27 protein-coding genes and 1 pseudogene are annotated in these 24008 nt (G+C 59.3%); 11 read left to right on the top strand and 17 right to left on the bottom strand.

What is annotated here, in order from left to right; genetic code table 11:
* Positions 1 to 135 precede the first annotated feature (135 nt).
* Both QFX16_RS07540 and cysK read right to left on the bottom strand, forming a co-directional pair.
* Positions 136 to 1074 carry an aspartyl/asparaginyl beta-hydroxylase domain-containing protein gene (locus tag QFX16_RS07540; protein WP_283183433.1) on the bottom strand — a complete coding sequence of 313 codons (939 nt, stop codon included), beginning with the start codon at positions 1072 to 1074 and terminating at the stop codon, positions 136 to 138.
* 209 nt (positions 1075 to 1283) lie between these two features.
* A complete protein-coding gene (gene cysK / locus QFX16_RS07535; RefSeq protein WP_283183432.1) occupies positions 1284 to 2258 on the bottom strand; it encodes a cysteine synthase A in 975 nt (324 codons plus the stop codon).
* 96 nt (positions 2259 to 2354) lie between these two features.
* On the opposite strand from cysK, the gene QFX16_RS07530 reads away from it, so the two are divergent.
* Positions 2355 to 3461 carry a DUF748 domain-containing protein gene (locus QFX16_RS07530; protein WP_439900107.1) on the top strand — a complete coding sequence of 369 codons (1107 nt, stop codon included), beginning with the start codon at positions 2355 to 2357 and terminating at the stop codon, positions 3459 to 3461.
* Here QFX16_RS07530 and QFX16_RS07525 read toward each other — a convergent pair.
* The gene (locus tag QFX16_RS07525) at positions 3458 to 3961 is read right to left on the bottom strand and encodes a DUF2442 domain-containing protein (RefSeq protein ID WP_283183430.1); all 504 of its coding nucleotides are present in this window, start codon (positions 3959 to 3961) and stop codon (positions 3458 to 3460) included. The two genes, QFX16_RS07530 and QFX16_RS07525, sit on opposite strands and share 4 nt — an antisense overlap.
* Positions 3949 to 4180, bottom strand: a pseudogene (locus QFX16_RS07520) (DUF4160 domain-containing protein). Before QFX16_RS07520 ends, QFX16_RS07525 begins: the two are co-directional and overlap by 13 nt.
* A 202-nt stretch (positions 4181 to 4382) precedes the next feature.
* Between QFX16_RS07520 and QFX16_RS07515 the strand changes: the two are divergent.
* Entirely contained in the window at positions 4383 to 5228 is an 846-nt protein-coding gene (locus QFX16_RS07515; RefSeq protein WP_283183429.1) for an AAA family ATPase, read from the top strand.
* Positions 5229 to 5261: 33 nt separating this feature from the next.
* Complete coding sequence (locus tag QFX16_RS07510; RefSeq protein WP_046046088.1) at positions 5262 to 6440, top strand: vWA domain-containing protein; 1179 nt, start codon at positions 5262 to 5264, stop codon at positions 6438 to 6440.
* 120 nt (positions 6441 to 6560) lie between these two features.
* On the opposite strand, the gene QFX16_RS07505 is transcribed toward QFX16_RS07510, so the two are convergent.
* The 4 genes from QFX16_RS07505 to QFX16_RS07490 are packed head-to-tail and all read right to left on the bottom strand — an operon-like array spanning position 6561 to position 10284.
* A complete protein-coding gene (locus QFX16_RS07505) occupies positions 6561 to 7487 on the bottom strand; it encodes a 5-oxoprolinase subunit C family protein (RefSeq protein WP_283183428.1) in 927 nt (308 codons plus the stop codon).
* Positions 7484 to 8188: a 5-oxoprolinase subunit B family protein gene (locus QFX16_RS07500; RefSeq protein ID WP_283183427.1), complete on the bottom strand. Its 705-nt coding sequence runs from the start codon at positions 8186 to 8188 to the stop codon at positions 7484 to 7486. The genes QFX16_RS07505 and QFX16_RS07500 overlap by 4 nt, the downstream gene beginning before the upstream one ends.
* The gene (locus QFX16_RS07495; protein ID WP_134422161.1) at positions 8185 to 8937 is read right to left on the bottom strand and encodes a 5-oxoprolinase subunit PxpA; all 753 of its coding nucleotides are present in this window, start codon (positions 8935 to 8937) and stop codon (positions 8185 to 8187) included. Before QFX16_RS07495 ends, QFX16_RS07500 begins: the two co-directional genes overlap by 4 nt.
* Positions 8938 to 8997: 60 nt before the next feature.
* The gene (locus QFX16_RS07490; protein ID WP_283183426.1) at positions 8998 to 10284 is read right to left on the bottom strand and encodes an MFS transporter; all 1287 of its coding nucleotides are present in this window, start codon (positions 10282 to 10284) and stop codon (positions 8998 to 9000) included.
* A 148-nt stretch (positions 10285 to 10432) separates the two neighbouring features.
* On the opposite strand from QFX16_RS07490, the gene QFX16_RS07485 reads away from it, so the two are divergent.
* Positions 10433 to 11347: a LysR family transcriptional regulator gene (locus tag QFX16_RS07485; protein WP_283183425.1), complete on the top strand. Its 915-nt coding sequence runs from the start codon at positions 10433 to 10435 to the stop codon at positions 11345 to 11347.
* Between the two features lie 47 nt (positions 11348 to 11394).
* Here the strand turns inward: QFX16_RS07485 and QFX16_RS07480 are convergent, their stop codons facing one another.
* From QFX16_RS07480 to QFX16_RS07470, 3 genes are read right to left on the bottom strand one after another with little or no spacing between them, the layout of a single operon-like run.
* Positions 11395 to 11937 (bottom strand): DUF2937 family protein, encoded by a 543-nt coding sequence (locus QFX16_RS07480; protein ID WP_123366761.1) that lies wholly within the window; start codon positions 11935 to 11937, stop codon positions 11395 to 11397.
* Positions 11938 to 11948: 11 nt separating this feature from the next.
* On the bottom strand, positions 11949 to 12725 hold the full coding sequence (locus QFX16_RS07475) for a class II glutamine amidotransferase (protein ID WP_046046095.1): 777 nt from the start codon (positions 12723 to 12725) through the stop codon (positions 11949 to 11951).
* 32 nt (positions 12726 to 12757) lie between these two features.
* Positions 12758 to 13255, bottom strand: a complete 498-nt coding sequence (locus QFX16_RS07470) for an MFS transporter (RefSeq protein ID WP_283183424.1) — start codon at positions 13253 to 13255, stop codon at positions 12758 to 12760.
* 99 nt (positions 13256 to 13354) lie between these two features.
* On the opposite strand from QFX16_RS07470, the gene QFX16_RS07465 reads away from it, so the two are divergent.
* Positions 13355 to 15409: a S9 family peptidase gene (locus QFX16_RS07465; RefSeq protein WP_283183423.1), complete on the top strand. Its 2055-nt coding sequence runs from the start codon at positions 13355 to 13357 to the stop codon at positions 15407 to 15409.
* A gap of 224 nt (positions 15410 to 15633) precedes the next feature.
* Positions 15634 to 16107, top strand: coding sequence for a cyclic nucleotide-binding domain-containing protein (locus QFX16_RS07460; protein WP_283183422.1), 474 nt, complete (start codon positions 15634 to 15636; stop codon positions 16105 to 16107).
* Here QFX16_RS07460 and QFX16_RS07455 read toward each other — a convergent pair.
* On the bottom strand, positions 16104 to 16394 hold the full coding sequence (locus QFX16_RS07455) for a hypothetical protein (protein WP_283183421.1): 291 nt from the start codon (positions 16392 to 16394) through the stop codon (positions 16104 to 16106). The two genes, QFX16_RS07460 and QFX16_RS07455, sit on opposite strands and share 4 nt — an antisense overlap.
* 98 nt (positions 16395 to 16492) lie before the next feature.
* Between QFX16_RS07455 and QFX16_RS07450 the strand changes: the two genes are divergently transcribed.
* The 4 genes from QFX16_RS07450 to QFX16_RS07435 all read left to right on the top strand — a co-directional run bounded on the left by QFX16_RS07450 (position 16493) and on the right by QFX16_RS07435 (position 18766).
* Positions 16493 to 17179, top strand: a complete 687-nt coding sequence (locus tag QFX16_RS07450) for a spermidine synthase (RefSeq protein ID WP_007898703.1) — start codon at positions 16493 to 16495, stop codon at positions 17177 to 17179.
* Between the two features lie 49 nt (positions 17180 to 17228).
* Positions 17229 to 17603 (top strand): YajD family HNH nuclease, encoded by a 375-nt coding sequence (locus QFX16_RS07445; protein ID WP_283183420.1) that lies wholly within the window; start codon positions 17229 to 17231, stop codon positions 17601 to 17603.
* A gap of 222 nt (positions 17604 to 17825) precedes the next feature.
* A complete protein-coding gene (locus QFX16_RS07440; RefSeq protein ID WP_283183419.1) occupies positions 17826 to 18296 on the top strand; it encodes an RNA methyltransferase in 471 nt (156 codons plus the stop codon).
* Positions 18297 to 18388: 92 nt separating this feature from the next.
* Positions 18389 to 18766: a YgaP family membrane protein gene (locus QFX16_RS07435; RefSeq protein ID WP_283183418.1), complete on the top strand. Its 378-nt coding sequence runs from the start codon at positions 18389 to 18391 to the stop codon at positions 18764 to 18766.
* A gap of 101 nt (positions 18767 to 18867) precedes the next feature.
* Here QFX16_RS07435 and QFX16_RS07430 read toward each other — a convergent pair whose 3' ends face one another.
* Together QFX16_RS07430 and QFX16_RS07425 are read right to left on the bottom strand one after the other, a co-directional pair.
* Positions 18868 to 20097 (bottom strand): hypothetical protein, encoded by a 1230-nt coding sequence (locus QFX16_RS07430; protein WP_283183417.1) that lies wholly within the window; start codon positions 20095 to 20097, stop codon positions 18868 to 18870.
* Between the two features lie 36 nt (positions 20098 to 20133).
* Positions 20134 to 20583 carry a YcgN family cysteine cluster protein gene (locus QFX16_RS07425; protein WP_007898698.1) on the bottom strand — a complete coding sequence of 150 codons (450 nt, stop codon included), beginning with the start codon at positions 20581 to 20583 and terminating at the stop codon, positions 20134 to 20136.
* A gap of 165 nt (positions 20584 to 20748) precedes the next feature.
* Here QFX16_RS07425 and QFX16_RS07420 point away from each other — a divergent pair, with 165 nt between their 5' ends.
* Complete coding sequence (locus QFX16_RS07420; RefSeq protein WP_283183416.1) at positions 20749 to 21342, top strand: nitroreductase family protein; 594 nt, start codon at positions 20749 to 20751, stop codon at positions 21340 to 21342.
* A gap of 124 nt (positions 21343 to 21466) precedes the next feature.
* Here QFX16_RS07420 and QFX16_RS07415 read toward each other — a convergent pair whose 3' ends face one another.
* The 3 genes from QFX16_RS07415 to rnd all read right to left on the bottom strand — a co-directional run bounded on the left by QFX16_RS07415 (position 21467) and on the right by rnd (position 23943).
* A complete protein-coding gene (locus QFX16_RS07415) occupies positions 21467 to 22399 on the bottom strand; it encodes a D-2-hydroxyacid dehydrogenase (RefSeq protein WP_283183415.1) in 933 nt (310 codons plus the stop codon).
* A 120-nt stretch (positions 22400 to 22519) separates the two neighbouring features.
* Complete coding sequence (locus tag QFX16_RS07410) at positions 22520 to 22813, bottom strand: YcgL domain-containing protein (RefSeq protein WP_007898694.1); 294 nt, start codon at positions 22811 to 22813, stop codon at positions 22520 to 22522.
* On the bottom strand, positions 22810 to 23943 hold the full coding sequence (gene rnd, locus QFX16_RS07405) for a ribonuclease D (protein WP_283183414.1): 1134 nt from the start codon (positions 23941 to 23943) through the stop codon (positions 22810 to 22812). Before rnd ends, QFX16_RS07410 begins: the two co-directional genes overlap by 4 nt.
* Between the last annotated feature and the right edge of the window lie 65 nt (positions 23944 to 24008).

Genomic DNA, 24008 nt, shown 5'->3' with positions numbered 1-24008 from the left:
GGTGGGTTGGAAAACACCGAGCGCCGACTATAACCAGCGACTGACATGGATTGCAATGGCCAGTAAAAACAGCTCGCTGCAACGCGACCTGCTACAAAAGAGGGTGTTTCACTTGATATTTTTCTGTGTTCGGAATCACCCAAACAACCAATACCCCAACAACGTCAGCACCACCACCGCCAACACCGGTCGCAGCACACGGTAGGCCTTGGGATTGCGACGCTTCCATTGTTTGATCACACCACTGAACTTGTCGCTGGAGTTCTTGCTCCAGGCGTAAACATGGTTAATCCCGCCAACACGTTCATCTTCAAGATTCTGCGGTGCAGTGGCGCGACCCAAAAAGCCACTGATCCAGCGGTTGGTGCGGGTCATTAGGCGGTTGCTCAGCGGTCGTTCGATGTCGCAAAAGAGGATGACCCGAGTCTTGTCGGTTTCATTCTTGACCCAATGCACGTAGGTTTCGTCGAACATCACGTCTTCGCCATCACGCCAGGCGTAGACCTGACCGTCGACGAAGATCCGGCAATCGTCGGAGTTCGGCGTCGACAGCCCCAGGTGATAACGCAGGGAACCGCCGAACGGATCACGGTGCGGGTTGAGGTGGCTGCGGCCTGGCAGCAACGCGAACATGGCGCCTTTGACGTTGGGAATGCTGCTGAGCAGTGCCACGGTTTTCGGGCACAGGGCTTCGGCCGATGGCAGTGGTTTGTCGTACCACTTGAGGTAAAAGCGCTTCCAGCCTTTCTTGAAGAACGAACCGAACCCGGCGTCGTTGTTCCTTTCGGCGGCGCGGATGTAACCCTCGTCGAGCAAATGCATCGCTTCGTCGCGGATGCCTTCCCAGTTGTCCTTGAGCACATCCAGTTCCGGGAACTTGCTGCGGTCAAGATAGGGTTTGGATGGCACGCTGGAGAACAGGTACATCAAGGCGTTGTAGGGCGCGAACAAAGCCGAGTGGTTGACGAACTGACGCAAGACCGGCAAACGCGCCTTGCCGCGCAAATGCACATAGAGAGTGCTACCGAAGAACAACAGCAAAAGCGACGCCTTTGCGGCAAGGGAAACGGTCATCAACAACTCCTTGATAGTAGACAACTCTGCACCACGCCATTTACCCGACGTGGCAGCCGGCCATGATAAACACTACCGGCCTCGGGAAAAACCCGCATAACTCAACATTCAGTGTTAAGGCGTGCGCAATAAAGCACTTCTTAACATAAGGTTCCTGAACGGGGGCTGACCTGAATCACCCCCTCCCACTGGATCAAAAATCGCAACGCCTATTGCTGATTCTCCTGCTCGGTAAACAGATCACTGAACAGCATGCTCGACAGGTAGCGTTCACCGGAGTCCGGCAGGATCACCACGATGGTCTTGCCCTGCATTTCCGGGGTTTCCGCCAGGCGGACGGCCACCGCCATGGCGGCGCCGCAGGAAATGCCGCATAAAATCCCTTCTTCCTGCATCAGGCGCAGGGCCATGGCCTTGGATTCTTCATCGCTGACCAACTCAACCCGATCGACCATCGACAGATCAAGATTCTTCGGCACAAAACCGGCACCAATACCCTGGATCTTGTGAGGGCTCGGCTTGATTTCTTCACCGGCCATTGCCTGGGTGATGACCGGAGACACCGCTGGCTCCACCGCCACCGAGATAATCGGTTTACCTTGGGTATTCTTGATATACCGCGAAACCCCGGTAATGGTTCCACCTGTTCCGACGCCTGCCACCAATACGTCGACTGCACCGTCGGTGTCGTTCCAGATTTCCGGACCGGTCGTTTTTTCGTGGATGGCCGGGTTGGCCGGGTTTTCAAACTGCGACGGCATGAAGTAGGCAGCCGGGTCACTGGCGACAATTTCCGCAGCCTTTTCGATCGATCCTTTCATGCCCTTGGCTGGTTCGGTCAGTACCAGTTCGGCCCCCAGAGCCTTGAGCACTTTGCGTCGCTCGATACTCATGGACGCCGGCATGGTCAGCATCAGCTTGTAACCGCGAGCCGCAGCAACGAATGCCAGGCCGATACCGGTATTGCCTGAGGTCGGTTCGACGATGGTCATGCCAGGCTTGAGTTTGCCGGTGCTTTCGGCGTCCCAGATCATGCTTGCACCGATCCGGCACTTGACCGAGTAACCGGGGTTACGCCCTTCGATCTTGGCCAGGATGGTCACGCCGCGCGGGGCGATACGGTTGATCTGCACCAGCGGTGTATTGCCGATGGAATGGGCGTTGTCAGCGTAGATACGGCTCATGGCTGGGTCCTTATACAGCGTTAAATAAGCTCTCAAAGGTATGCCTGTTGCCCTTGATCGTCCAGTCAGTCGAACGTCCCGTAACCACAGCAGTCAATGACTTTACAACGCCAGAGATTTGCCATCATGAAACGCCGATACAGTTGGCCCCTATGGATCCTCGCCGGCCTCGTTGTGTTGCTGGTTGCCCTGCACATCGCCCTGCCCTATATGGTGCGCGACTACCTGAATGACAAGCTGGCAGACATGGGTGACTACCGTGGCCAGATCACTGATGTGGACCTGGCCCTGTGGCGCGGCGCCTACAAAATCAATGGACTGAAAATCGTCAAGGTCAATGGCAAGGTCCCGGTGCCTTTCGTCAACGCGCCATTGATTGACCTCTCCGTCAGCTGGCACTCGCTCTGGCATGACCACGCAGTGGTGGCCGAGGCGCAGTTCGACAAACCCGAGGTGAACTTCGTCGACGGCGGTGCCAACAAGAAAAACTCCCAGACCGGTGAGGGCACCGACTGGCGAGCACAATTGGAAAAGTTGTTGCCGATAACCCTTAACGAAGTGCGGATCAACGACGGGCGGATCACCTTTCGAAACTTCAATTCAAAACCGCCCGTGAACATGAATGCCACCCAGGTTAATGCCAGCATTTACAACCTGACCAACGTGGTCGACACCAAAGGCAAACGCGACGCTCGCTTCGAGGGCAAGGCGCTGTTACTCGGGCACGCGCCACTGGAAACTACCGCAACCTTCGACCCTTTAAGCAACTTTGAAGATTTCGAGTTCCGCCTGCGGGTCAAGGACATCGAACTCAAACGCATGAACGACTTCGCCTCGGCCTATGGCAAGTTCGACTTCAATGCCGGTCACGGTGATGTGGTCATTGAAGCCGAGGCTAAAAAAGCTCAATTGACGGGTTACATCAAACCGCTGCTGAAGGACGTCGACGTGTTCAATTGGCAGCAGGACGTCGAGAACAAGAACAAAGGGATTTTCCGTTCCATTTGGGAGGCCATCGTCGGGGGCACCGAGAATGTGCTGAAGAACCAGCCGAAAAACCAGTTTGCCACTCGCGTCCAACTCAGGGGCAGTGTGCATCAGCGAGATATCAGCGCATTCGAGGCTTTTTTGCAGATTTTACGCAACGGCTTCATCCAGGCCTTCAATGCCCAATACGAACGGCCCAAGCCGGACGCCGGTTAAGACTTACGCATGACGGTGTAACGACCGGTTTCTTCCGCCGCCCGCGCCGGGTTCGATTGCTGCTGCAAGAAGTCCCAGCCCAGGCAGGCTAGTGCCAGTGATCGCGGAACGGCTTCACGACCACTGCTGTAGCGCGTGATGCTGCGGGCACTGACCCCCAACGCTTCGGCCGCCTGATTGAGCGGCAACCCTGTGCGAGCGCGCCAGTCGATGAAGATCCGGGTATTTTCGTCCGATGCGTTTTGTGCGAGTGCATCCAGATAAAGGGTGTCAGCGCCGATCTGGATGTCCAGTTCGGGCCACTCAACGCTCCAGCCTTCATCACCCAAGGTTGCCCCTTCGAAAGCGCCAACCTCCAGCAATGGCTGCAACCCAGGGTAGGCGCGCAGGTCCCGACTCAAATCGAGGTTCAGTTGCTGACCGTCGATAAAGGTCAGCATAAGGCGGTGATCCGGCAGCGCCTGCACGGACGACAGCCGTGGTCGTTTCATGGGTAACATCGTTTCCAATCCTCCAGCAATTGCACCTGATGGGCCCTGACCCACTCCAGCGCTTCCTTGATAATCAGCGGCGGCAGCCTTGCCCACCATCACTTCAACGGTTTCCAGGCTGAGCATGACGTCCAGCCCACCACCGGTCAGGTGGACATGGGGCGGCGGATGATCCTTCTCGCGCAACTGAATGCGGTACGTATCGCGAAATCGGTATTTAGTAGACATGCCCAGCAAGCTATCGCCAAAATGGCGATATCTCAATACTGGCTAGCGGCCGAGACTGAGTCAAGATGTGACGCCCCATTCAGAGACTGAATAAGCCGTCTGCGTTCACAGTCGACCGGGCACCGCGTTATAGTCGGGTACTACAATTATTGCACCCCGCCCTGCTTCGTTCAGGTCGGCGTTACCGTTCGAGGATTAGCAGATGAAGTTCGAAGGCACCCAGGCTTACGTCGCCACCGATGACCTGAAGCTGGCGGTCAACGCCGCCATCACCCTGGAGCGTCCGCTGCTGGTCAAGGGCGAACCGGGCACCGGCAAGACCATGCTCGCCGAGCAACTGGCCGAGTCCTTCGGCGCCAAATTGATCACCTGGCACATCAAGTCCACCACCAAGGCGCATCAAGGCCTGTACGAGTACGACGCGGTCAGCCGTCTGCGCGACTCGCAGCTGGGCACGGAAAAAGTCCACGACGTACGCAACTACCTGAAAAAGGGCAAGCTCTGGGAAGCCTTCGAGTCCGAAGAGCGGGTGATCCTGCTGATCGACGAAATCGACAAGGCTGACATCGAGTTCCCGAACGACTTGCTGCAAGAACTCGACAAGATGGAGTTCTACGTTTACGAGATCGACGAGACTATCAAAGCCAAGAAACGCCCGATCATCATCATTACTTCCAACAACGAGAAAGAACTGCCTGACGCCTTCCTGCGCCGCTGCTTCTTCCACTACATCGCGTTCCCGGATCGCATCACGATGCAGAGAATCGTCGACGTGCACTACCCGAACATCAAGACGGACCTGGTCAGCGAAGCGCTGGACGTGTTCTTCGACGTGCGCAAGGTGCCGGGCCTGAAGAAGAAGCCATCGACCTCCGAACTGGTGGACTGGCTGAAGCTGCTGATGGCCGACAACATCGGCGAAGCGGTGCTGCGCGAGCGCGATCCGACCAAGGCCATTCCGCCGCTGGCAGGCGCTTTGGTGAAGAACGAACAGGACGTGCAGTTGCTTGAACGTCTGGCGTTCATGAGCCGTCGCGGCACTCGCTGATCCCTCTGTTTAACAAGATAGAGGGCGATAGCCATGCTGCTTAACCTGTTCAATGAAATGCGCGCAGCCAAAGTACCGGTCTCGGTACGGGAGCTGCTGGACCTGATCAACGCGCTGAAGCAACGCGTGACCTTCGCCGACATGGACGAGTTTTATTACCTGTCCCGGGCGATTCTGGTAAAGGACGAAAAGCATTTCGACAAGTTCGACCGGGCGTTTGGTGCCTATTTCAATGGCCTGGAAAAACTCGACGATCACCTTCAGGCATTGATCCCGGAAGACTGGTTGCGCAAGGAATTCGAGCGTTCGCTGACCGACGAAGAGCGGGCGGCGATCCAGTCCCTCGGCGGCCTGGACAAGTTGATCGAAGAGTTCAAGAAACGCCTCGAAGAACAGAAAGAACGTCATGCCGGCGGTAACAAGTGGATCGGCACGGGCGGTACCAGTCCGTTTGGCTCCGGCGGCTTCAACCCGGAAGGCATTCGCGTCGGCGATGCCGGCAAGCGCCAGGGCAAAGCGGTCAAGGTCTGGGATCAGCGCGAGTACAAGAACCTCGACGATTCGGTGGAGCTGGGCACGCGCAACATCAAGGTCGCCCTACGACGGTTGCGCAAATTCGCGCGCCAGGGTGCGGCGGAAGAGCTGGACATCGATGGCACCATCGACCACACCGCACGCGATGCCGGGCTACTGAACATCCAGATGCGTCCGGAGCGGCGCAACACCGTCAAGTTGTTGCTGCTGTTCGACATCGGCGGCTCGATGGACGCCCACGTGAAGATCTGCGAAGAGCTGTTTTCGGCCTGCAAGACCGAGTTCAAACACTTGGAGTATTTCTACTTCCACAACTTCATTTATGAATCGGTGTGGAAGAACAACATGCGCCGCACGTCCGAGCGCACGTCGACCCAGGATCTGCTGCACAAATACGGCGCCGACTACAAAGTGATCTTCATCGGTGACGCCGCCATGGCGCCGTACGAAATCACCCAGGCCGGCGGCAGCGTCGAGCACTGGAACGAAGAAGCGGGTTATGTGTGGATGCAGCGGTTCATGGAGAAGTACAAAAAGGTCATCTGGATCAACCCGTATCCGAAAGATACCTGGGGCTATACGTCTTCGACCAACATCGTGCGGGACTTGATCAACGACCAGATGTACCCGCTGACGTTGCGGGGTTTGGAAGAAGGGATGCGGTTTCTTTCCAAGTAATCTTCGTCGTCTGTTCGACCGCTATCGCGAGCAGGCTCGCTCCCACAGTTGATATCCAGCGAACACATTATTTGTGTACGACCAAAATCCAATGTGGGAGCGAGCCTGCTCGGGATGCTTTTAGCAGTTAAAAAAACGGCGTAAATACTCGACCTGCTCCCGATGCGCGACTTCCTGCACCACCGGCCGCAACCGCACCTGCGCCCCCGGCAAACACTGCGCCAGTCGCGCCAGCGCCAACGGCGTCAACGCCCCCAATCGCGGATAACCCCCAATGGTCTGCCGATCATTGAGCAACACAATCGGCTGCCCGTCCGGCGGCACCTGAACCGCACCCAGCGGGATGCCTTCGGAAATCATCGGTTTACCCTGATACTGCAACGCCGTTCCCAGCAAGCGTATGCCCATCCGGTCGGCACGGCTGTCGAGGGTCCAGATGCTGTTGAACGCGTCAAACGAACTCTGCCCACTGAACTCGCCGATCTGGGCACCGAGCACCAGGTCTAGCGGCGCGTTGAGTTTGAAATCCGGTACCTGTTCGCGCGCCAATTCCCGCAACAGTAGCAGTGAGCTCCCCGAGTAGCTCAACTGCGCATCTTTGGTCAACGCCCGGCCCATGCCATCCAGCCCGCCGAGTTCCTCACGGACAACCGTTGCGCTGCTGCCCAACACCTTTGGCGCATCAAATCCGCCCGGGGCTGCCAAATATGCCCGAGCGCCAAGCAGCGGCTGAGTGAATTGCAATTGCTGACCTTTGTTCAGCCTGAAACTGCGCCACGGCGCCAACGCCTCGCCATCCACCTGCGCCCCCAGATCCGCCCCGGCCAACGCCAGCACGCAATCCTCTTCGGCAACGACGGTGAACCCGCCGAGGGTGATTTCAATCACCGGTGCATCCAGGCCGTTGCCCAGCAACCAATTAGCCCACGACATCGATCGCCAATCCGCCGCCCCGCCCTGGGTCACGCCCAGATGCCGCACGCCGAAACGGCCAGCATCCTGCAACAAACACAGCGGTGTACTCGCTTCTATTGATAGACGACTCATGCCTGCGCCTCCAACGGCGTGTCATCACCGCCCAAATTGATGAATTCGGCATGACTGACGGCTTCGAAGCGCACTGTATCGCCCGGTTGCATCAGGCTGTAGCCGTCGCGTTCGCGGTCGAACAATTTGGCCGGGGTGCGGCCGATCAGATTCCAGCCACCGGGGGACACCACCGGGTAAGCGGCCGTTTGCCGTTCGGCGATGCCGACACTGCCGGCGGCCACCTTTTTACGCGGAGTGTTCAGACGCGGCGCGGCCAGCGCTTCTTCCACCAACCCCATGAAGGCGAAACCCGGCGCGAAACCCAAGGCGAACACCTGATATTCGCGCTCGCTGTGGCGGCGGATCACTTCATCCACGGCCAATCCGCTGCGCTGGGACAACAGGCTCAACTCCGGGCCAACGCTCAAGTCATACCAGACCGGCAACACATGACATTTGCCGCGGGGGCCGGTGTTGGGCGACAGATCGATCAGGGCCTCAGCGATCAGTTCCCGAGCCTGAGCCGGACTCAACGCGGTCAGATCGTAATGCACCATCAACGTCGTATAGGACGGCACCAGATCGATCAGATGCCCGGCGAACGCAGCACGCAGACTTTCACTGGCGGCGAGCATCCACGGCATGTTCGCTTCGGCTATCTCATCGAACAGGCGCACCATCAGGCAATCCAGCGCCACCACTTCGACCCGGATTTTCATGGCGCACTCTGCTGATCAAGTGCTTCGCGAATACGCCGCACGGCGGCTACCGAACTGGCATTGTCGCCGTGTACGCAGAGGGTATTGGCCTGCAAATGCAAGGCACTGCCATCGCTGGCCGTAAGGTTGCCCCCGCGGGCAATGGTCAGCGCCTGCTCAATAATTGTTTCGGGATCGTGATGCACTGCGCCTGGCAGTTGCCGCGAGACCAGCATTCCCGCGCTGTCGTAAGCGCGATCGGCGAAGGCTTCGAACCACAGGGTCACGCCGTATTCATCGCCCAACTGCTGGGCTGCGCTGTTGTCGCGAGTGGCCATCAACATCAGCGGTAACTCACGATCATAGGACGCCACAGCCTGAAGCACCGCGCGCAATTGCGCCGGGTTGGCCATCATGTCGTTGTACATCGCGCCGTGCGGCTTGACGTAACTCACCCGCCCGCCCTGAGCCCGGCAAATGCCGTCGAGGGCGCCGATCTGGTAATGCACAATGTCCTGAAGTTCCTGGGCGGTGTAGGCCATGGAACGGCGGCCGAAACCGACCAGATCCTGATACGCCGGATGGGCGCCGATCTGCACGCCGTTGCTCAAGGCCAGGCTGACGGTCTTGCGCATGATGCTCGGGTCGCCGGCGTGGAAGCCGCAGGCGATGTTGGCGCAATCGATGAAGGGCATGACCTCGGCGTCCAGACCCATGGTCCAGTTGCCGAAACTCTCGCCGATGTCGCAGTTCAATAGCAGGCGGTTCACGGTGAACACTCCTGTAGGTTTGATTCTTTTAGCTGTAGGCATTTGCCCGCAGATTATCAGCTACTCGGCTTCAAGTTGCTTGCCACGGGTTTCCGGCAGGCTCAGGGCCGCAAGGATCACCACCCCGTAGGACACCGCCGCAAAAGCACCGATGCCCACGCTCAATGGCACCTTCTGGCTCATCAAGCCGATCAACAGGGGGAACAACGCCGCCAACGCCCGGCCAATGTTGTAGCAAAAGCCCTGGCCCGAACCGCGAATCCGCGTTGGAAACAGCTCGGTCAAAAACGCGCCCATGCCGCTGAATATCCCCGAGGCGAAGAAGCCCAACGGGAAGCCCAGCCAGAGCATCACGCCATTGCTGACCGGCAATTGGGTGTAGAGCAGAACAATGGTGAACGAGCCGACCGCGAACAGAATGAAGTTCTTTTTACGCCCGAGGATGTCAGTCAAATACGCGCTGATGACATAGCCGACGTAGGAACCGACGATCACCATCGCCAGATAACCGCCCGTACCGAGTACGCTCAAACCGCGTTCGTTCTTCAGAAAGGTCGGCAACCAGGAGGTGATCGCGTAGTAACCGCCCAGGGCACCTGTGGTCAGCACCGACGCGCGAATCGTGGTGGAAAGGATGCCGGGAGCGAATATCTCGTAAAACTTTGCCGGATTACTGGGCTCTTGCTTAGCCTTGGCTTCGCGATAGATTTCCGGGTCCTTGACCAGTCGACGGACGAAGATCACAAAGATCGCCGGCACGATGCCAAGGATGAACAGTGCGCGCCAGGCGTCTTCCGGTGGCAGCACCGAAAACAGCAGCGCGTACAAGATCGCCGTCAGTCCCCAACCCAATGCCCAGCCGGATTGCACCATGCCAACAGCCTTGCCGCGGTCCTTGGCGCGAATCACTTCACCCATCAACACCGCGCCGGCGGTCCATTCGCCGCCGAAACCGAAGCCCATCAGCGTGCGGCTGATCAGCAGTTGTTCGTAGTTTTGGGCGAAACCGCAGAGGAAGGTGAAGAAGGCGAACCACAACACCGTCAGTTGCAAGGTGCGTACGCGACCGATGCGGTCGGACAGAATCCCCGCCACCCAACCGCCGATGGCCGAGGCGATCAGGGTGCTGGTGTGAATCAGCCCGGCCTCGCCGGTGGTGATGCCCCACATCGCAATCAGGGTTGGCACCACGAAGCTGAGCATCTGGGTGTCCATACCGTCCAGGCCATAGCCGATCTTGCAGCTCCAGAAGGTGCGGCGTTCCTGTTGATTGATGTTGCGGTACCAGTCGAAAGGTCCCGGGCGAACCGTGGCTTTTGGGATGTCGAGCGTGTCGGGCGCACTCATGGCAAATCTCCGCGCTAATTTTTATTGGTATTGTTCTGAGCCCCGACGACGCCTATCGTGGGAACCGGATGGCCTGATTTTTGGGCTGCCGGCCCTGCTGCGTCCAACTAATAAAACCCCGCTCTAGACATAAGAAAAACTTGTCCCTATGAACCTGAAGTTTCTCGAGACCTTTGTCTGGGTCGCCCGACTCAAGAGTTTTCGCCTGACGGCAGACAAGCTCTTCACCACCCAGGCGTCGATTTCCAGCCGCATTGCCGTGCTCGAAGGCGAGCTCGGGGTGAAGCTGTTCCTGCGCGATTCACGTGGCGTGAGTCTGACGCCCGAGGGCTTGAAAGTGCTCGAGTACGCCGAGCAAATGATGGACACCATGCAAGCCCTCAAACAGTCGATCGAAACCCGCTCGAGCAAGGTCGGACGGGTTCGTATCGGCGTGATGGACACGGTCATCCATACCTGGCTGAGCCCGTTGGTGGCGCAAATGATGGATCACTATCCGCTGGTGGAAATCGAGTTGGTAGCCGATACCGCACTCAACCTCTGCGATCAGCTGCAAAAAGGCTTTCTCGATCTGATCCTGCAAACTGACCTGTTGCGTCAGGAAAGCGTGCGCAGCCTTGAGCTGGCCAGTCATCCGATGGGCTGGATTGTGGCGACTAACTCGATCTACAACCGCGAGTATTCAGGCATTGCCGACCTGGCGCGGGAACGGATCATTACCTATTCGAAAAACTCCCATCCGCATCAGGAGATTCTCGCCCTGATGCAGGCGAACGGCATCATGACGCCACGCCTGAACTGCGTGAACTCGGTATCGGCGATCACCCGGTTGCTGCGGGACGGTTTCGGTATTGGCGCGCTGCCGCCGGTACTGGTAGCCGAGGAACTGGTGCGGGGGGAATTGACCTTGCTGGCCATCGATCAACGGCCACCGAATTTGCAGGTGGTGGTGTCGTGGCGGGTTGGCGTGGAGTGGGTCGAGGAGATTGTTCAGTTGTGTCAGCAGGTGCTGGATGGGTATGCGAAGAAGGTGGGTGAGAACTACATCGTCCTCGCGCGCTAACCTTGTAGCAGCTGGCGAAGCCTGCTGCTACAGGTCGGTGGCGCTCATTACAGCCCGCGCACATCCCGATCTTCGATCGGCCGGCTCTGGCGCAGGCGTTTGCCACCCAGCACCACCCAGTCGATCAGACGGAACAGGCATTCAATGCCGAACGACAACAGCAACGCCCCGCTCATGCCCCAGATCATCGCTTCCGGCGTCAGCAGGATCTGGTAGCTGTAGCCATTCCAGGTTTCCTTGCGAATATCCGGATCAGCCGCCAGTGCAACCTGCAGGAAGCGGATGTACCACGGGCCTTGCATGGCCTGGAACTGTTTATCGAGGGCCAGTTGACGGGTCAGCAAGGTGCTCAGGCTGTCGGCATCGCTGCGAAAAATCGGGTCTTCGCTGGCGCGGTAATGGGCCACCAGCGCCTGCATGTCACCCTTGAAGAACTGATTGGCAGTGCCCTGAAAACCGCTCAAACCGGTCTGTGCCTCAATCAGATGCGCTTCGACCCGCTTGGCATAATCGCTGATGAACCCCGGCACCTGGACACCGATCAACAGGCCCGCCGCGAACAACACCAGCCGTAGATAACTGAGCAACATGAGGGCAATCCTTATTCGGTCTTGCCTTGGCTGACGCATTCGCCGCGTCGCCAGAGGCTCCATTGGCCCGGTTCGTAGCGGGTCCAGGTTTCGTTTTCGGTCAAGGGTTCGGTGGCGATCACCGTGACCACGTCGTTAGGCGTAGTTTCGGCCTGGAAATCGACGATCACATCGACGTCCTTCAAGCGCGCCGGGCCAAATGGTGCACGACGAGTGATTTGCGCCAGTTTGGTCGAGCAATAGCAGAACAACCAATCGCCATCGCTGAGCAGGCAGTTGAATACGCCTTTGCTGCGGTATTCGGCGCAAGCGGCCACCAGGTCTGGCAGCAGCTCTTCGACCTCTACCGGTTCCGGGAACGCTGCGCGCACGCGGTTGAGCAAATCGCAGAACGCCGCTTCGCTGTCGGTATCGCCGACGGGGCGGTAAAAACTCTTGATCGGTTGAAACTCCGCGAGCTGGCCGTTGTGGGCGAAACACCAGTTGCGCCCCCACAGCTCACGCACAAACGGATGGGTATTGGACAGGCAGACCTTGCCGACATTGGCCTGGCGGATGTGCCCGATCACCACTTCGCTCTTGATCGGATAGCGCTGCACCAGGTTCGCGACTTCGGACTCACAGCTCGCCGCCGGGTCCTGAAACAGGCGCAGGCCACGGCCCTCGTAAAAGGCGATGCCCCAGCCGTCACGGTGCGGACCGGTGCGGCCGCCGCGCTGCATCAGCCCGGTGAAGCTGAACACGATATCGGTCGGCACATTGGCGCTCATGCCCAATAACTCACACATGCTCGGATTCTCGATGAAAGGCAGGGGCAAGGTTACAGACGCGGTTCGACCCGCAATCGCTGAGGGTTGCTCGGCACCGGTGGACGACCGTAACGATCATCGCCCGCCCCGCCGAATGGTTGATCTTCTTCTGCTTCATCGGCCCGGGCCGCAGCCTTGGCAGCGGCAGCCTGTTCCTTGCGAGCGTTGGACGCCCGTTCAATAGGGAACCGGATCGCCACGAACACCAGGTAAATGCCGAAGGCGATCATGCCGTACATGAACAGGTCGGACACCGCGCGCCAGGCGTTGTTGCCGACCTTGAACAATAGATCCAGGGCAGTAATGGCGATGGCCGGAGCGACCTTTTCCTTCACCGGATCAATGATGGTCGGGCTGAACAGCAACACGGCAACCAATAGCCGTAACGGCTCACGCAGCCAGCGCCACATCCAGCGGGTGATACGCATCCACACCAACAGGCAGCCCAAAGCGGCAAAGGCGTAGAGGCCCCAAGCGATCAGATAGTCGTTCTCGGTCATGGTGTCCATGGCAAGGCAGGCAAAGAGGCGCTTATAGTAACGACTTTTCGCACGTCAGGCTTGCCCGCCGTCTGCGAACCCTATTTCGTAAACGCTCGAGAGTCCTTCATGCCCCTATCCGTCAACGTTTCCGACGCTCCCATTGCCCGCAAGGCCGAAGGCGACGACCCGTATGCCTGGCTGCAGGAGCGCGACACCGACGCGGTGCTCGACTACCTGAAAGCGGAAAACCGCTACCAAGAGGCGCAAACCGCCGATCAGGCCGGGTTGCGTGAAACCCTGTTCGAAGAGATCAAGGCCCGGATTCTCGAAACCGACCTGTCCTTGCCCTCCCCTTGGGGTCCGTACCTGTATTACACCCGCACCACGGCCGGTGATGAATATGCCCGTCACTACCGCTGCCCGCGCCCTGCCGATGACAGCCTGCAGCTTGACGAAAGCCAGGAACAGCTGCTGCTGGACCCGAATGCACTGGCCAAAGGCGGCTTCTTTTCCCTGGGCGCGTTCAGTATCAGCCCGGACCACCAGCGTCTGGCTTATAGCATCGACGCCACGGGCGATGAGATTTTCACGCTGTTCGTGAAGGAATTATCCAACAGCCGTGTCAGCGAACTGGAATTCCAGGATTGCGACGGCAGCATGACCTGGGCCAATGACAGCCTGACGCTGTTCTTCGGCGAGCTCGACGACACCCATCGCCCGCACAAACTGTTCCGCTATCGGCTGGACGGTACGGCGGCCGAAGAAGTGTTCCATGAGCCGGACGGTCGATTCTTCATGCATTGCTACCGCTCCAGTTCCGAGCAGCAATTGCTGCTGTCCCTCGGCAGCAAGACCACCAGCGAAGTCTGGGTGCTCGACGCGTTCCAGCCGCAGCAGGCTTTTACCTGCATCGCACCGAGGGTTGAAGACCATGAGTACGACGTCGACCACGGCGCGCTCGACGGTCAATGGACCTGGTTCATTCGCACCAACCGCGACGGCATCAACTTTGCTCTTTACCACGCCGTAGACACCGGCATGGCACCGACCGAGGCCGACTGGCAGAACCTGATCCCCCACAGCGACACGGTGATGATCGAAGGCATGAGCCTGAATACCGGGGCCATGACCCTGAGCCTGCGTGAAGGTGGCTTGCCGATCATCGAAGTTCATCCGCAAGACCTGCCGAGCTACCGCGTGCAATTACCGGATGCGGCCTACAGCCTGCACGTGCAGAACAGTCTGGAGTTCGTCAGCGACAAGATCCGTCTGCGCTACGAAGCGCTGAACCGTCCGGCGCAAATCCGCCAACTGGTATTGGGCAGCGGCGAGCAGAAAGTCCTCAAGGAAACCCCGGTGCTCGGTCCGTTCGACGCCGATGCCTATGTCAGTCAGCGCCTGTGGGCGACCGCACCGGACGGTACGAAAGTGCCGATCAGCCTCGTCGTCAAACGCGAAGCACTCGGCAAGCCGACGCCGCTTTATCTGTATGGCTATGGCGCCTACGGTGAAAGCCTCGACCCGTGGTTCTCCCACGCTCGTTTGAGTCTGCTGGATCGTGGCGTGGCGTTCGCCATCGCTCACGTGCGTGGCGGCGGTGAACTGGGCGAAGCCTGGTATCGCGCTGGCAAGCAGGAACACAAACACAACACCTTCAGCGACTTCATCGCCTGCGCCGAACACCTGATCGCCAATGGTTTCACTGCTTCACAGCAACTGGCGATCAGCGGTGGCAGCGCCGGTGGTCTGCTGATCGGCGCGGTGCTCAATCAGCGGCCGGAGTTGTTTGCTGCTGCGATTGCCGAAGTGCCGTTCGTCGACGTGCTGAACACCATGCTCGACCCGGATCTGCCCTTGACCGTCACCGAGTACGACGAGTGGGGCAACCCTGAAGAACCGGACGTCTATGAGCGGATCAAGGCCTACGCCCCGTACGAAAACGTCACCGCACAAGCTTATCCGGCGACCCTGGTGATTGCCGGCTACAACGACAGCCGCGTGCAGTACTGGGAAGCGGCCAAGTGGGTGGCGAAATTACGCGCGACCAAAACCGACACCAATCCTCTGTTACTCAAGACCGAATTGGGTGCCGGGCACGGCGGGATGAGCGGTCGTTATCAGGGATTACGTGACGTAGCACTCGAATACGCATTTGTTTTCAAGGTTTTGGGCATCGCATGAGGAACTTGGCCCGGCGTGTCGGTCTTAAGACCAGACACCGGGCCCGAGACGACACAACTCCACTGTGGGAGCGAGCCTGCTCGCGAAAGCGGTCGATCAGTCGACATTGATGTTGAATGTGCTGGCCTCTTCGTCGGAACGCCGCCCGGAGCAGGCTCGCTCCCACAGGGGATTGGGGACGTCCAGAAAACCGGAACCAGACACAAGAAAAAGACCGTGACGACATGTCAGAACCGACCTTACTCAACAACGAAATTCGCGACTGGCTGATGGACTGTGGCCTGTTCGATCAACTGCTGCCGGCGGACTTCGCCACGGCCTCGGGCTACTTCAGCATCAGCACCATTGCTCAGGGCGAAGAGATTTTCCATGAGGGTGATGTCGGCAGCTTCATGTGCATCATCCACACCGGCCAGGTGGCGGTGCAGAAAACCAACAGCGACGGGCACCTGGTGACCATGGCAACATTACGCAGCGGTCGGGCGTTCGGTGAAATGGCCGTACTCGACGGCGAACGCCGCTCGGCCAGTTGCGTGGCCGCGAGCAATTGTCAGTTGCTCAATCTGGGCAAGGACTCGTTGGAAAAGATGCTCAACGATGCGCCGAAAATCGCCGCCAAAATCATCCGCGCCCTCGCCGTCTCCCTCTCCAAACGCTTGCGCATGGCCGATGGGCAACTGCTCTCGCAGCAGGTTTAACCGCCGGGTGATTTGGCTTTCGACGGGTTTTGCTCCAGCCCCGGCAGTGGCTGGTCCTTGGTGGGCGGGCTAGGCATTTCAATAGGCACCAACGGCGGACCGCCACTGCCGGGGCCAACCTTGGGTGCGCTGGTCGGGGTGATTTGCGGGTACGGTGTCGGTGTCGCGGTGCCGGGCGAGCCGGGCAGCGGCGCAGGGCTGGTCGGAATGGTTTGCAACTGCTGGGCCTGCACTGCAGTTATCGAGAGCGCGGCCAAGGTAATGACCGTTAGAATGGTGCGCTTCATCAATGGCTCCGTTGGCCTTGTTGTCTTTTTGCAGGCTACTCCCAACTGCGCGTGTTTGCCTTCCCCCTCTTATGCCAATTTCTCTTCAAGTGAGTCCCATGAAACGTTTCGTTCTGCTCGACACCACTCCAATTCCTGAAAATGGCGGTGCCTTGTGCCTGTTCGAATACGGCGAGGATTTCGTCATCAAGATCCAGGGCGGCGACGGCGGGCAACTGATGAACACCCGCATGCACGGCTCGGAAGACGCTCTGGCGGAGATCCCGTGCCGTAAAGTGGCTGGCCGGCCGAATTCGCGCGTGCTGATCGGCGGCCTGGGCATGGGCTTCACCCTCGCCTCGGCCCTCAAGCATCTGGGCAAGACCGCTGAAGTGGTGGTCGCCGAACTGGTGCCGGGCGTGGTGGAGTGGAACCGTGGACCGCTCGGCGAGAAAGCCGGGAACCCGCTGCTTGACCCGCGCACCGTCATTCGCATGGAAGACGTGGCCAAAGTCCTGCAGGCCGAGCCGCAAGGTTTTGACGCGATCATGCTCGACGTCGACAACGGCCCCGAAGGCCTGACCCAGAAGGCCAACAGCTGGCTCTACTCCGCTGGTGGCCTGAGTGCCTGCGCCAAGGCCCTGCGGCCTAAAGGCGTGCTGGCCGTCTGGTCCGCGAGCGCTGACCGACAGTTTTCCGACAAACTGAAGAAGGCCGGCTTCAAGGCCGAGGAAGTCCAGGTCTTCGCCCACGGCAACAAAGGCACCCGCCACACCATCTGGATTGCCGAGAAGCTCAAGGGCTGAGCTAAACTGCGTTTGTTACCGTCATTAGTCTTTTTACAAAGGTGAACCCATGAGTTCGTCAACACCTGCGACCAACACGTCGAAACTGGACCGCATCCTCGCTGACAACCAGCGCGACAAGGAAATGGGTTACCGCGACAAGGCCCTGAAAATGTACCCGCACGTGTGTGGCCGCTGCGCCCGTGAGTTTTCCGGCAAGCGCCTGAGCGAACTGACCGTGCACCACCGCGACCACAACCACGACAACAACCCTCAGGACGGCTCGAACTGGGAATTGTTGTGCCTGTATTGCCACGACAATGAACACTCGCGGTACACCGACCAGCAGTATTTTGGTGAAGGCTCGCTGAGCTCGCCGAAAATCGCCAAGGCGACGCATAACCCGTTTGCGGCGTTGGCGGGTTTGATGAAGAAAGACGAATAATATCTGCAGCGCCTCGACCGGCCCCTTCGCGAGCAGGCTCGCTCCCACAGGGGATTTTCTGTGAACACAACATTTGTGAACACTCAGGATCCACTGTGGGAGCGAGCCGGCTCCGGGCGGCGTTCCGACGAAGGCGGCCGACCAGACACCACCAATCTCAAACCGAACACCCCTCCCCCAATCCCCGTATAATCTCCGTTTTTTCCCCGAAGGCACCCGCTCGTGGCAGACAAACGGTACAGCTGCATTGGTTTGTATAACCCCAAATCACCGGAGAACGTCGGTTCGGTGATGCGCGCCGCTGGCTGTTATGGCGTGGCGTCCGTGTTCTACACCGGCAAACGTTATGAACGCGCCGCCGACTTCGTCACCGACACCAAGCGCGTCCACTACGACATTCCGCTGATCGGCATCGACGACCTGAAAAAAATCCTGCCGCTGGGCTGCGTTCCGGTCGCTGTGGAACTGGTGGTCGGCGCCCGTTCGCTGCCGGAATACACGCACCCGGACCGCGCGCTGTACATCTTCGGCCCGGAAGACGGCTCGCTGGATAAAGAGATTCGTGACTGGTGCGAAGACGTGGTCTACATCCCGACCACCGGTTGCATGAACCTGGCAGCCACCGTCAACGTCGTGCTCTATGACCGCATGTCCAAGGGGCTCAACACCCGCTCCGGGGCGAAATTTCGCTGATTCAGCGTACATTCGATGGAACAAGCCGCCCGCCTCGGCAGTCAGCTTAAGTATCTATTCCTGAAGCAGCTATTCCCGACTGGAGACAGATCATGAGCGAACTCAAACGCGTAGAACGCATCGAATCCACCCCGTTCCAGACTCACACTGAGCAGAACGTGCAGGGTTGGGAACGTATCGGTTCCCTGGCCGGCGGCGTGGTGATGGTCGGCAAGGGCCTGCGTCGCGGTGGTGTGTTCGGGTTGATTCAAGTGGCGATCGGCGGTGTGGCCCTGGCGCGTGGTATTACCGGGCACAGTTCGGCGAAAAGCCTGCTGGAGAAAAGCCGTCAGGACATGAACAACGTAAGGGCGAAGATTCAGCGGGCGGGTGAAGAGTTGAACCGGTTGAAGGCGAATGCCGAAGCGGCGACCAATACCGCTACCGTGACCGGTAATGATTCGTTGCAGTCGCCTAAAACCGGGGTTTGATCCGGGATTTTCATTGAGGCTTAGGGCCCCTTCGCGAGCAGGCTCGCTCCCACATTGGAATGCGGTCACCTGTGGGAGCGAGCCTGCTCGCGAAGGCGGTGCTACTGCAGTAATTCGGTATCGAGGACTTGGGAAGATTCACCAATGATGCTTTCCGCAAGTTGAACAAATTCCTTGGTATCCACGCTCTCCAGATGCATCGCCCCGCGCAACACATCATCCAGCGAACGCTTGTTGCGAGTCTTCAGGCGAATCTCGCGATCCAGTTCCTGCAACAACACGACCGCTTTCGACACCTGCGCCGGGCTGACCTGCTCAGCGCGCAAGGTCGTGACGTTCTGGCTGTCCTTGGCCAACTTCTTCTGCAAACTCTCATACCGCTCATCACTCATGCCGCCGGCGCGGCGCACCAGTTCGATGGCGTAATACTCGGCAAATCCTTCACTGATCCAGTCACTGCGCTGCTGGTCGTTGATCCGTCCAAACACCTGCGCCAACTCCCGCATCAGCGCACTGGTACCGCTTTCGCTGACCAGCGGTAAACGCGTGTTCAGATAGATCGATTCGCGCGCGCCGAGACTGCCACGCCACATCGGGTCGTTGGCGCCGACAATCAGCAGTTTGACGGGATGACGGGGATACACCGCCTGCACTTGCGGCCAGACAAAAGTCAGCAGCGTCAGCACATCCATGCGGCGCATGCCCTGGCCCTGAGGTGAGGCGACGGTGACCTCGGTTTCCCCAAGCCGCGTGCGACGGCTGCCGAGGTGGCCGGCGAGCATCCAGCCGGTGGGCCGGTCGAACAAGCGAGAAACGTTATCGACCCGGAATTTGTTCTTGCCGATTCGCGGCCAGGCTGTTTCAACGCTTTTCCAGCCGATGGGCAATTCGAATTCAAGGCGTGAAACCAACTCAATGCCGTCCTGCTGATCGAGTTTGGCCGCCGGTACCAGATCGTCGCCGCGCATCAGCGCCCAAGTTGGCGTCATGCGTGTATCGAAGCTGCCGCTCTTGCGGCCGTGGCTGATGCGTACGCGGTAAGTCAGGCTGGCCTTGTCGGCGGCCGGACGCCACACACCACGGGCCTGCTTGCCCGGCGTGAGCTGCCATTGGCCGTCGGCTTTGAAATCGCTGTAGTGGCTGCCATCGCCCAGGTCGAAATCCAGACTGCGTACCGCCGAACCCTGAGCCAGGGTCAGCCGCACTTCGGCTTGATCGCTTTGCGGCAACAGGCGCACGTGGTAATCCAGATCAACCTTCTTCGCCGCCCACGCGGGCGAACCCAGGACTAATAGTCCAAGGGTCAACGCCAGCCGCAATCCCACAGCCATACACACTCCTTCGTGAAACGTTAATACGCTTGGCGTTTAACCCGCCCGGAAAATCAGATGGTCTTCCCAATCGTCTTCGGCCACGCTGCCTTCGGCGAGCATGCGCCCTGACTGGGAAATTCGCTCGTGGTGCACCGCATCGCGATCACCGCACACCAGATGGTGCCAGAGCGGCAGGTCCTTGCCTTCGCTGACCAGTCGATAGCCGCAGGTCGGTGGCAACCATTTGAATTCGTCAGCCTTGCCCGGTGTGAGCTGGATGCAGTCGGGGACGAAATCGCGGCGGTTCGGGTAATCGGTGCACTGACAGGTTTTCAGGTCCAGCAGTTTGCAGGCGATACGCGTGTAATAGACGCTGTTGTCGTCTTCATCTTCGAGCTTTTGCAGGCAGCACAGGCCACAGCCGTCGCACAGCGATTCCCATTCCTCTTGATCGAGTTGATCGAGGGTTTTGCGTATCCAGAACGGTTCGACTTTGGCGGCCATGGCTCAAGCATCAACATCAGGTGGTGAAAAGGCCGCCAGTTTAGTGCCAAGGCCCTTGTGGGCCAAGCGTTGGCGACTGCCGGTAGAACGAGCTTGTCAGTTATTGCGCCGCCCAGTAGGGTTTTGCGTCGCCCCTCACCTTCAAACGTAGCAAGGAATCTCCTGATGAGTGCTAATCCACGCGTTGCCGACTATGCCATCCACCCTCAGTTCACCGACCGCTGGTCGCCCCGCGCCTTCACCGGCGAAGCGATCTCCGAAGAAACCCTGCTGAGCTTCTTCGAAGCTGCACGTTGGGCGCCATCGGCCTACAACTCGCAACCTTGGCGGTTTCTGTATGCGCGTCGCGACACGCCGAACTGGGAGCGCTATCTGGGGCTGTTGAACGAATTCAACCGCAGCTGGGCGCAACACGCCTCGGCATTGGTGATCGTGATCTCGAAAACTACCTTCGCGGTGCCTGGCGCCACTGAAGAAACCCCGGCCTTGTGGCACACCTTCGACACCGGTTCCGCTTGGGGCCATCTGGCGTTGCAAGCGAGCATCAGCGGCTGGCACACCCACGGCATGGCCGGTTTCGACCAGGACCTGACCCGCAAGGAGCTGAACATTCCTGAGGGTTATGTGCTGCACGCGGCGGTAGCGGTGGGCAAACTGGGCGACAAGGCGACGCTGGCGGACTACCTGCAAGCGCGTGAAGAGCCAAGCCCGCGTCGTCCGCTGAGCGAGTTGGCGGCTGAAGGCGACTTCACTCTCTAAGCCACACTGCAAAAAATGTGGGAGCGAGCCTGCTCGCGAAGGGGCCGTCACATTCAACGCCAATGTTGAGTGTGAGACCGCTTTCGCGAGCAGGCTCGCTCCCACAATTTGATCGGGGGTGGATTCAATACCCGCGATTGAAATCCACTTCCCCGCGCAACGCCTCACCTGCCTGATACGCCCGCAGGTTCTCGACGAACAGATTCACCATCATCGGTGGCGAGGTCGGTGCCGAGCTGTGGCCAGTCAGCAGCAAGCCCCAAGCGGTCCAGAACGGATGACGTTGCGGCAGCGGCTCCTGACGGCAGACGTCGATCACCGCACCGGCCAGATGCCCCTCTTTCAAAGCTTCCACCAAGTCCGCATCAACCACTGCCACGCCGCGCCCGACGTTGATGAACAACCCGGTCGGCTTGAACTGCTTGAACAGCGCCGCGTCGTACAGGTCGTGGGTGTTCGGCGTATTGGGCAGCAGATTGATCACGTAATCCACTTCACCCACCAGACGCGGCAAATCAGCCAGCGCCCCGACTTCGACAAACGGCGCCTGCTCGCGGGCTTCGCTGGCGATGCCGTACAACTTGACGCCAAACGGCACGAGGAACTGCGCCACGGTCTGCCCGATGTCACCGGTGCCAACGATCAACACTTTGCGGCCGGCCAGGCTTTGGCCCTGGCGACTGTCCCACTTGCGCTCGACCTGGCTGACCAGCCGCGGCAGCACTTCGCGCTCGTGGCCGAGCATGTAGGTCAGCACGTATTCGGCCATGACCTGACCGAAAATGCCCACCGCCCGAGTCAGGCGATAGTGCCGAGGCAAGCCGTCGGCCAGCAGCGGCGTAATGCCCGCCCAGGTCGATTGCAGCCATTGTGGCTCGTGGCCCTGACGCAGCAAGGTCGCCAGCAGGTCCGGCTGACCGAGCCAGATCGGACAATCAGCGGCCTGGCTGGCCAGTTCGGCGGAGTCGCCGCTGGTCAGCACTTCCAGGTCGGGCGCTGCTTGACGCAACAGCTGGGCGTACACCGGGTGGTCGTGTTCAGCAATCAGAACGCGCATGGTTCAAACCTTTCAAAAACAGAGCAGACGGCCGCCGACGGAGTATCGCTCCATCGCCCTGGCCATCGCCAAAATCATTCCAGTGTTTCATACAGGCTCTGAACAGAGCCTGTCTGCCGGTCACATCGGGTCGTTGCGGCGCAGCAATTCCTCCGGCAAGTGTTCGATGTATTCGTCTTCGGCCGGCGGCATTTGCAAGTGGTAACCCTGCTTCTCAAGGTTTTCCAGCACCACGGTGATGTCCTCGCGCGACAGTTTGCGCTCGGGGGTCAGCACCAGGTCGAAGGCGTGATGCGGTTTGCCGAAGGCGGCCATCAGACTTTCCGGGACGCGCTCCAGTGCATCGCTTTTGAGCACATAGAGGTACATCTCGTTTTTTTTCAGGCTTCGATAAATGGAGCAAATACGTTTCAAGGCTGTTCTCCGGCGGTGGCCAGGCTGTCGAGCAGCGCCTGGCCCATCAATTCGCGGCGCCAGCCACGCAGCGAATCAGGCAATTGGTAAGGACCGTTGGGATAGCCGCTCTTGAGCAGCGATTCCAGGGTTTTCTTGCGCAGCATCAGCTCCGGCGCAATGTTCAGGCGCTCGGCTTCGACCTGGCCGATCGCACGCAGCTGTTTGACCAGGGCGGCGGCGTCCACCGGCAAAGGCTCCGGCACCGCAGGCGGCCATTGATCAGGCGACACACTGCCAGAGCGCTTGATCAGATCAAGCAGAAATTCGCCGTCCTGACGCACGGTACGCGGGTGCATGTCTTCGATTTTCGCCAACGCGCCGAGGTTGTCCGGCTGAGTCCGCGCCAGCGGCCACAGGGAATGCTCACGCACGATGCGGTTGCGCGGCAGATCACGGGCACGGGCTTCGCGCTCGCGCCAGGCGCACAGTTCACGCAACACGGCGAGTTGGGCGCGGGAGAGCTTCCAGGCCAGCTTGGCTTCGCGATAGACCTCATACGGATCAACTTCGCGACGCAGGTTGGCCACCAGCTCGGCGCCGTCTTCCAGGACCCAGGCGTACTTGTCGTCAGACAGTTTCGGACGAAGCTGTACGAAAACTTCCGCCAGGTGCAAGGCATCTTCGGCGGCGTAGCTGATTTGGGTGTCGGAAAGCGGACGTTGCAGCCAGTCGGAACGGGTCTCGCCCTTGGGCAGGTCGATGCCGAGCACTTCCTGCACCAGCCGCGAATAGCCCATGGAAAAACCGAGGTTCAGGTAAGCGGCGGCCAACTGAGTATCGAACAACGGCGCCGGCAGGCTGCCGGTCAGGCGCAGCAGGACTTCGAGGTCTTCGCTGCACGCATGGACGACTTTGACCACCGCCGGATTTTCCAGCAACGCGGCCAGCGGCTGCCAGTTATCGATGCTCAGTGGATCAATCAGGTAAGCGCGTACGCCATCGCCGATCTGCAGCAGGCCTGCAATCGGATAAAAGGTGTCGACCCGCATGAATTCGGTGTCGAGGGCAACGAATGGCAGCTGCTGCCACTCGGCGCAAAACTGACCGAGGCTATCGTTGTCGCGAATCCAGTGAATATCGATGGCCACACGGCTCTCCCTTGAAGAATGGCGCGCAGTATATATCGCCCCCGGCGATTTCCGCGCATCCACTG

Source organism: Pseudomonas svalbardensis, from assembly GCF_030053115.1.
In the GTDB taxonomy this organism is placed as follows: Bacteria; Pseudomonadota; Gammaproteobacteria; order Pseudomonadales; family Pseudomonadaceae; genus Aquipseudomonas; species Aquipseudomonas svalbardensis.
This window is presented reverse-complemented; position numbering and strand designations above follow the sequence as displayed.